Source organism: Micromonospora tarensis, from assembly GCF_016803395.1.
GTDB classification, from domain to species: domain Bacteria; phylum Actinomycetota; class Actinomycetes; order Mycobacteriales; family Micromonosporaceae; genus Micromonospora; species Micromonospora tarensis.
In genome coordinates this window covers 1-8,139 of record NZ_JAEVHL010000271.1, presented here as the reverse complement: position 1 = coordinate 8,139, position 8,139 = coordinate 1, and the positions used below count along the sequence as shown (strand labels likewise).

The 8,139-nt window shown below is 71.6% G+C and carries 5 protein-coding genes and 2 pseudogenes; 4 read left to right on the top strand and 3 right to left on the bottom strand.

Annotated features, from left to right (window positions below):
* Positions 1 to 97: 97 nt before the first annotated feature.
* Together JM949_RS38710 and JM949_RS30925 are read left to right on the top strand one after the other, a co-directional pair.
* Positions 98 to 253: pseudogene (locus JM949_RS38710) on the top strand (helix-hairpin-helix domain-containing protein); the annotation flags it as partial.
* Between the two features lie 298 nt (positions 254 to 551).
* A complete protein-coding gene (locus JM949_RS30925; RefSeq protein ID WP_203151649.1) occupies positions 552 to 1,760 on the top strand; it encodes a low temperature requirement protein A in 1,209 nt (402 codons plus the stop codon).
* 47 nt (positions 1,761 to 1,807) lie between these two features.
* Here JM949_RS30925 and JM949_RS30920 read toward each other — a convergent pair whose 3' ends face one another.
* Positions 1,808 to 2,632: a hypothetical protein gene (locus JM949_RS30920; protein WP_203151647.1), complete on the bottom strand. Its 825-nt coding sequence runs from the start codon at positions 2,630 to 2,632 to the stop codon at positions 1,808 to 1,810.
* Positions 2,633 to 2,880: 248 nt separating this feature from the next.
* On the opposite strand from JM949_RS30920, the gene JM949_RS30915 reads away from it, so the two are divergent.
* Both JM949_RS30915 and JM949_RS30910 read left to right on the top strand, forming a co-directional pair.
* Positions 2,881 to 3,087, top strand: coding sequence for a hypothetical protein (locus tag JM949_RS30915; RefSeq protein ID WP_110566517.1), 207 nt, complete (start codon positions 2,881 to 2,883; stop codon positions 3,085 to 3,087).
* Between the two features lie 283 nt (positions 3,088 to 3,370).
* Complete coding sequence (locus JM949_RS30910) at positions 3,371 to 4,330, top strand: TIGR03557 family F420-dependent LLM class oxidoreductase (RefSeq protein ID WP_203151645.1); 960 nt, start codon at positions 3,371 to 3,373, stop codon at positions 4,328 to 4,330.
* A 125-nt stretch (positions 4,331 to 4,455) separates the two neighbouring features.
* Here the strand turns inward: JM949_RS30910 and JM949_RS39400 are convergent.
* Both JM949_RS39400 and JM949_RS30900 read right to left on the bottom strand, forming a co-directional pair.
* A pseudogene (locus JM949_RS39400) lies at positions 4,456 to 5,965 on the bottom strand (hypothetical protein).
* Positions 5,966 to 6,137: 172 nt separating this feature from the next.
* Positions 6,138 to 8,102: an APC family permease gene (locus tag JM949_RS30900; protein ID WP_309232412.1), complete on the bottom strand. Its 1,965-nt coding sequence runs from the start codon at positions 8,100 to 8,102 to the stop codon at positions 6,138 to 6,140.
* Between the last annotated feature and the right edge of the window lie 37 nt (positions 8,103 to 8,139).

Below are 8,139 nucleotides of genomic sequence, written 5' to 3'. Positions count from 1 at the left end.
GCGCCGCACCGGGGTTGGCCAGTTGGCCGCAGCAGGCCCGGGTGCTCGCCGGGGCCGCCGACGAGATGGCCGCGGTGCTGCCGAACGGCGACCAGGTCTCGGCGAGTCGGACGAGCCGGCGTTGCGCGACCTGATCCGGTCCGCCGGTCTGCGCGCCGCACCGGGGTTGGCCAGTTGGCCGCAGCAGGCCCGGGTGCTCGCCGGGGCCGCCGACGAGATGGCCGCGGTGCTGCCGAACGGCGACCAGGTCTGACGTAGCACATCGAGCCCCCCGGCGCCGTCCAGCGCGACGCCGCCGGGGGCTCGGTCGTCGCGGCGCGGCGCCGTCCCCGGCCCGACGTCGGCCGGGACAGCACGGTGGTCGACTCGACATTCCGGAAAGTCAGGGCTTCCCGCCGGGCCGGACACCCCGACTTCCCGAAACCCGAGTGGAACACCCTGTCGGGGGACGACCGGGGAATCCGGGGCACCGGTGGTCGACCGATCGTTACCGTCCGTTGAGAGTGGGCCGGAGGGGTCCATCGAGTCGACCGGTTCCGCAGGAGTGACCCGTGCACCTCAGCGCGCCGGAGCCCGGATCGCCGCGGGACGACCGCCCTCCGGTGCGCGACCCGGAGGGCCCGCGCCGGGTGACCCTGCTCGAACTCTTCTTCGACCTGGTGTACGTGGTCGCCCTGGCCCTCATCTCGCGCAACCTGGTCGAGCAAGTCGACTGGCACCAGGCCGGGCAGGCACTGATCATGCTGGCTGCCGTCTGGTGGACCTGGGCGATCACCACCCTGGTCACCGACCTGTACGACCCGGAACGTACCGAGATCAAGCTGCTGATCAGCGCCGTGATGTTCGGCGTGCTGCTGATGACCACCGCGATCCCGCACGCGTTCAACGACCGGGGGCTCGTCTTCGCCGGCACCTACGTGGCGATCCATCTGGGGCGCGGCCTGTTCCTGATGCCGGCCGTACGCCGCGAACCACAGACCCAGCGCCGGGCGGCCCGCATCTTCCTCTGGTTCGTGGTGTCGGCGATCCCGTGGCTGATCGGCGCGTTCGTCAGCGGAGACGCCCGGCTCGCCTGCTGGGCCATCGCGCTCGGCATCGACTACATCGGCTTTCGGCTCGCGTACCCGGTGCCCGGGCTCGGGGTGGTGCCGGAGCAGCAGCGCAACGTCACGGCGGAGCACCTGTCCGAGCGCTATCAGCAGTTCTTCATCATCGCGCTGGGCGACGCGATCCTGACGATCGGCACCATGTTCAGCATGGAGCACAACGAGGCCGAGAACATCGGCGCGTTCGCGGTGGCGTTCCTGACCACCCTGCTGCTCTGGCGGATCTACGTCCACAAGTCAGGCGAGCTGCTGCCGACCGCCATCCAGGCCTCCCGGTCACCGAGCAGGTTCCTGTTCAGCGCGCCGTACACCCAGCTGTTGATGATCGCCGGCGTGGTCACCACGGCGTCCGGCTTCGACCTGGTGCTGCACGAACCGACCGGACGGACCCCACCGGCCTGGCTGGCGGTGATCCTCGGCGGACCGGCGCTGTTCCTGGCCGGCCGGGCCTCCTTCGAGTACGAGGTGTTCAGCCGGATCTCGTGGTCCCGACCCGGCGGCGTGCTGGCGCTGCTGGCCATCGCCCCCGCCCTGTGGTACGTGCCGCCGCTGGTCGCCTCCCTCGGTGCCCTGCTCGTGCTGGTGGGCGTGGCGTACGCGGACTTCCGGCGTAGCCACGGCAAGCCGCCGGAGGTCCCCTCCCCGCCGCACTGAACCGACCGCCGCGACGCCGGTGGGCGAGCGGCGAGCGGGGCGGGCGCTCACACCAGCGCCCGGCGTACCCCGGACCCGCAGCCGTTGCCGCGCGCGCCCGCCAGGCGCACCTGCAGGCCGAGCGGCGCGGCGGCGCGGCGGACGTCGTCCAGGTGCAGCGATCCGTGCCGATCGACGGTGAGCACCGGCGGCTCCTCGAGGTCACCCACCGGCGCGTGGAACGACAGCAGGGTCACCGAGGTGGCCAGATAGCCCGGGTACGCGGCGCGGGCCGCCGCCTCGTCCCGGTGCAGCAGGACCACCAGGTCGTCGAGGTGGGCGAAGTCGCTGGCGACGCCTCCCGCCTTCCAGTGCGCCGGTTCCTCCGCGGCGCCGGTGACATGCCGGGACCGGTTCGCCGAGGTGATGTAGAGGTGGTCCGAGCCGGTCTCGGCGAGCGCCCGCGCGAGGAAGGCGTTGGACGGGCAGGTCAGGCCCGGTGCGATCACCTGGGTGGTCCGTAGCCCCTGGTCGACCTGGGTGAGATGCTCGGGAAGCCGCTCCGCCGCCGGCCCCCGGAAGCCGAACGGCCCGGCCGCGTAGAGGGAATCCATCAGGGCCCGAACCCGGCCGACCGGCAACCGCGGTGAGATCCGCGTCCAGTCGAACATGCCCGGAATCCGGCCGATCGCGGTGGTGACGCTGCCGACCTGGTGGACCGGCCGACCCTTGGCCAGGTTGACCCGGCGTACGGTGGCCGCGTCGGGGCGCGTGACGATGGCGTAGAAGTTGGCGAACGCCGCCGCGACGACCGCGCCGCCCGCCAACGCGCGGGCCGCGACCGCGACGTCCTCGGGACAGTCGATGTACAGGGGCGGTGTCGGGGCGTCCATGAGTCCTCCTCGGCGGGGGCCGTGAGGCAGTTCTACGTCCATCGACCGGCGCGAGGGCGAGGTCGGTCGGCGATCCGATAGCCGGCCCGCGCTACCCGGTGCGGGCGGCGGATGTTTGGACGGTACGCAACGGCGGACAGCATCGGCCGGACGGACGACCCGGGGTGGTGACGCACCACCGTTAGCGGCGCGACCCGATTGGGTACAACGGCTGCACCTCAAATCCACCACATACCCAGGAGGCAGCGATGCGCGGCACGTCGATTCTCGGAGTCATCGTCGTGATCTGGTTGTTGATCGGCGCGATCGCCGCCGGCCAACGCGGCTATTACAGCGGCGACGACACCAACTGCGCCGAAGCCGGCACCATCCTGGTCACCATCGTGGCCGGGCCGTTGAACTACATCGGCGCCAACCCCAAGGTCGACTGCAAGCTGCCCGAGCCGTCCAAGTAGGACAACCGAACGCCGCCCGTGCCCCTGGTCCAGGGGCACGGGCCGCTGCGTGTCCACGGACCAGCCGTGATCGACCCGGGTTCATGGAGATCGGGGTGTGCTGCCCCGTCGATGAGCGCGGTTTCCGGGAGGTCGGGTCGATCATGCCCCGGCGGACGGGGCGCGCGCGTCACACCCGGTAGGGCGTCCTAGGAGGCTGGGGTGCGGGGTTTCGGGCGTTTGTCGGTGTCGAGCCCGGGAACCGACCGGGCGGCAGTCAGCGGACGACGTCGGGAGCGCGGCTATGCGGATCGGCTACAAGCTGGCCTCGGAGGGGTACGGCCCACAGGAGATCATCCGACAGGCCGTCCTGGCCGAGCGGGCGGGTTTCGACTTCGTCGAGATGAGCGACCACTTCCATCCCTGGCTGGACGCGCAGGGCCACTCGTCCTTCACCTGGAGCGTGCTCGGCGCCATCGCGGCCAGGACCAGCACGTTGCGCCTGGCCACCGGCGTCACCTGCCCGACCGTCCGCTACCACCCGGCGATCATCGCGCAGGCCGCGGCGACCATGGCGCTGGTCTCCGACGGCCGGTTCACCCTCGGGGTCGGCGCCGGCGAGCGACTCAACGAGCACGTGGTCGGGCGGGGCTTCCCCAGCGTGCGGGGCCGACACGAACGCCTACGCGAGGCCCTGGAGATCATCCGACTGCTCTGGCAGGGCGGCTACCAGTCGTACGAGGGCCGACACCTGCAACTGGAGGACGCCCGGATCTTCGACCTGCCGGACACCCCGCCGGTGATCGCGGTGGCGGCCAGCGGCGCGGAGTCGGCCCGACTCGCCGCCGAGCTGGGCGACGGACTGTTCGCCACCGAGCCGGACGCGTCGATCGTCGAGCACTACCGGCGCGCGCGGGGCTCGGGCCCCCGCTACGCCGAGGTTCCGCTGGCCTGGGCGACCGACGAACGGCAGGCGGTCCAGGCGGTGTTGCAGACCAGCCGATGGCTGGTCACCGGCTGGAAGGTGATGAGCGAACTGCCCAACCCGGTCAACTTCGACGCGGCCAGCGCGCACGTCGAGGAGAAACACATCCGACAGCTCTTCGCCGTCGGCCCCGACCCGGAGGTGCACGTCGCCAAGGTCCGCTCGTACGTCGAGGCCGGCTTCGACCACATCGTCCTGCAGAACGCCGGCCCCGACCCGGACGGCTTCCTCGACTTCTTCGCCGGCGAACTCGCCGGCCGCCTCCGCGCGGCCGGCTGAGCCGTCGGGCTCGCCCACCGGCCGGGCCGACCACGCCGTCGACTGACCACGTCACACCGGCGAGCCGCCCCGACGGATCGTCGGGGCGGCTCGTCGGCGCGCTCGGGACGGGTACCCGGGTCCGCTCAGCGGAAGCAGTGCGCGACCGGCACCTGGCTGCCCGCGCAGTTGGTCGGCTCGTTCTCGACGACCACGCTCTCGTCGTCGATCTTGACTTGGGCGTGCGAGGCGAAGATGCCGCCGGGCTGCACTGTCGACGCGTTGTGGGTGACCTTGCTGCGGTAGAGCGCCACCGACCCCGCGGTGGCGTAGATGCCGCCGCCCTCCGACGCGGCGCCGACGCCTCGTTGCCTGTCACGTCGCTGCCGCGGACCAGCAGGTTGGCCTTCTCGGCGTAGATGCCGGCGCCGAGGCCGTGGGTGGTGTTGCCGTCGACCACGCTGTCGTCGAGCGGGGTGAGGCCCTTCACCGTCGAGATGCCGCCACCGCTGACGGTGGACGTGTTGCCGCGGATGGTCATCCCGCGCATCACCAGCACCGCGTCGGAGTTCGCGGCACCGCCGCCGACCTGTGCGGTGTTGTTGAGCAACTCGGTGTCGAAGACCTTCGTCCGGGCCGAGAAGCTGGCCAGGCCGCCGCCCCGGCCGGCGCTGTTGTGGGTGAACGAGACGCTCTCCACGTCGGCCGCGCCACGGTAGTTGCCGAGCCCGCCGCCGTACCCGTTGGCGCTGTTGTGGTGGAACTCGGAGCGCTTCAGCGTCAGGACGCCACCGTTGAGCAGGCCCCCGCCCTTGCCCGCGGCGCCGGAGGCGCTGTTGCCGACGAACGTGGAGTCGGTGACCACCATGTTGCCGTCGTTGAAGATGCCCCCACCGCCACCCTCGGGGGACAGCGACGTGCTCTGGGTGACGGTGACCCGTTCCACCACGGCGGTGGCGCCGTGCACCACGTGCAGGCTGCCGCCCTCGATGGCGGAGCGCCCGTTGTGCAGTTCCAGGTCCCGCAGGGTCAGCTCGCCCCCGTCGCGGACGGTGAAGAAGCGGAACGCGGCGGCCTGGGCGTCGCGGGCGATGGTGGCGCCCGCGCCGTCGATCGTGATGGGCTGGTAGATCACCGGCAGCCCGGCGGTGTCGTCGGCCGGGTTGTGCGGCGGCGCGTCGGCGTCGCCGGGAGTCTCGGCGGCATCGGCCGCCTCCCGTGCGTCCCGGATCCCACCGTCGTACTGGTCGGTCTCGTGGAACGCCTCGGTGAGGGTGTAGCGGCACTTCGGAGCGAGGCGGAGTTCCGCGCCGCCCTCGGCGTTGGCCGTCACCAACGCCGCCACCAGCTTCGCGGCGTCGCACGGCACCGACACCACGCTCTTCCTGCCGGTACCCGGGGTGGCCGGACCGGACCGCTGGGCGTCCTCGGGTTCGGGCTGCGCCCGTCGCCGGCCCGGCTGTCGTCGTGACTGCCGGCCGCCGGGGTCAGCCGGCCCAGCCCGGGCAGGGTGAGGGCGCGGTCGGCGGCGGCCGCCGCGCCGGCCACCCCGGCCGCTCCCACGACCAAACTGCCCGCCAGCAAGCCACTGGCTAAGAACCACCGGGACCGCCGTCTGGGTCGGGTCGCGCGGTCACCCTCTTGGTTCGTGGACATCAACGGTGCCTACCTTCCTGCCTGCGTGACGTGTCCGCGCCGATCCGGGCGCGGGGGGCTCGACGTACCGCCGGCCACCAAACGTCACGATAGGTTCGAAATACGGACAGGAAGGGGTGAACGTGAATAGTGCCCTTATTCATCTTTGAGCGGCGTCAGACCGGGACGACACTCACCCGCCGACATGAATGCCCGGCCGCCGCAGCGGATCTCGCTCGGTCCGGCGGATGATCTCCCGCACCACCGGCGGGGTGTCTCCGCGACCCAGGATGAGATAGCGCGCCAGGTGCGCGATGGGGCTCCCCTCCGACCACTCGAAGTGCGCGTGCGGCCGGACCCCGGTGGCGTCCCGCAGGGCCAGCAGGATCGCGGCGATCGCGTTCGGGGCCGCCGGGCTGTTGGCCCGCAACACCCGGAAACCCCCCACCTCGATCCCGTGCACGCGCAGCACCTGACTGAACTCCGACGGGTCAACCACCTCGATCTCCAGGAACAGCACGTCCGCGGCCCCGGGCACCGGGTTCATCCCGCGCTGCGCCCGCTCCTTGAGCGTGTACTCCTTCACCGACCCCTTCTGCCGCTTGTTCGCGATCAGGTGCAGCTGCCCGTCGTGCGCCAGCGACTCGGTGATGAACCGGCGGGCCGGCTCGTCGAACTCGATCCGCTCGGCGCGCAGCTCGGTGGTCCGGGTGACCCGGGAGACCAACGAGACCACGATGATGCCGAGGATGAACAGCGCGGAGATGGTGATCCCGTCCGGTTGTTCGATGACGTTCTCCAGCAGCGCGTACAGCAGCACCAGGGTGAGCACGGTGAAGCCCAGCGCTGGCCCGCGCCGGTGCCGACGGGCCGCCGCGATCGTCACCGCCACCGCGCCGGACACCATCATCGCCAGGATCCCGGTGGCGTACGCCCCGGCCTGCGCGTTGACGTCGGCTCGGAAGGCGATGGTGATGGCGACACTGACGACGGTGTAGACGATCACCACCGGGCGCACCGCGCGCGCCCACTCCGGCGCCATGCCGTACGAGGGCAGGTAGCGCGGCACGATGTTGATCAGCCCGGCCATCGCCGAGGCGCCGGCGAACCACAGGATGAGCACACTGCTGACGTCGTATACGGTGCCGAACACCTCACCCAGGTAGGTGTGCGCGAGGAACGCCAGCGCCCGTCCGTTCGCGGCGCCGCCCGGCCGGAACTCCTCCGCCGGAATGAGCGCCGTGGTCACGAAGGTGGTCGAGATCAGGTAGACCGACATGATCAGCGCGGCGGTGGTGAGCAGCCGGCGGGTGTTGCGGATCCGGGCGGCCAGGCGGGCCTGCTTGTCCGGCCCGTCCGCCGCGACCAGGGGCATCATGCTGACCCCGGTCTCGAAACCGGACAGCCCCAGCACCAGCAGCGGGAACGCCAGCACGGCGGTGAACAGCACGTGGCCCGGTCCGCCGCTGCTGGTCAGGGCGGCGGTCCAGTCCGACACGATGCCCGCGTCACCGACGATCCGGGCCACCGCGACCCCCACGATCACCGCGTTGAGCACCAGGAAGACCGCGACCAGCGGAATGGCCACGACCACCGCCTCGCGGAAGCCGAGCAGGAACACCCCGCCGAGGATGAGCAGCAGCACCACGGTGACCAGGACCGGGACCAGGGGTCGGTGCAGGACGTCCGGGAGGTACGGGTTCTCCAGCAGGTGCACTGTGGCGTCGGCCGAGGAGAGGGTGATCGTGATGATCCAGGAGGTGGCCACGAAGCCCAGCAGCACCAGGACGAAGATCTTGCCCCGCCAGAACGGCAGCAGCCGCTCCAGCATCGCCACCGAGCCCTGGCCGTGCGGGCTCTCGTGGGCCACCCGCCGGTACATCGGCAGCATCCCGAACAGCGTGAGCCCCACGATCAGCAGGGTCGCCAGCGGGGAGAGCGCGCCGGCCGCCACCGCCGCGATGCCCGGCAGGTACGACAGGGTGGAGAAGTAGTCGACGCCGGTCAGGCACATCACCTGCCACCAGGCGTGCCGGCGGTTCTGCCCCTCGGTGGTCTCGGGTCCCGGCGGCTGCACCTGGTGTTGGAACAGCCAGCGGCGCAGCGAGCTGGTCGGCGGCGCCGATCGGGTCGGGGTGGCCACGCGTTCGGGCACCACGACCCCCGGTCGGCCGCCCCGGTGCGGGCGGGCCGGA

Bases quoted from the DNA above. Each gene is read 5' to 3' on its own strand.
- JM949_RS30920 (WP_203151647.1), bottom strand. From the start codon at position 2,632: ATGGACGCCCCGACACCGCCCCTGTACATCGACTGTCCCGAGGACGTC.
- JM949_RS30915 (WP_110566517.1), top strand. From the start codon at position 2,881: ATGCGCGGCACGTCGATTCTCGGAGTCATCGTCGTGATCTGGTTGTTG.
- JM949_RS30910 (WP_203151645.1), top strand. From the start codon at position 3,371: ATGCGGATCGGCTACAAGCTGGCCTCGGAGGGGTACGGCCCACAGGAG.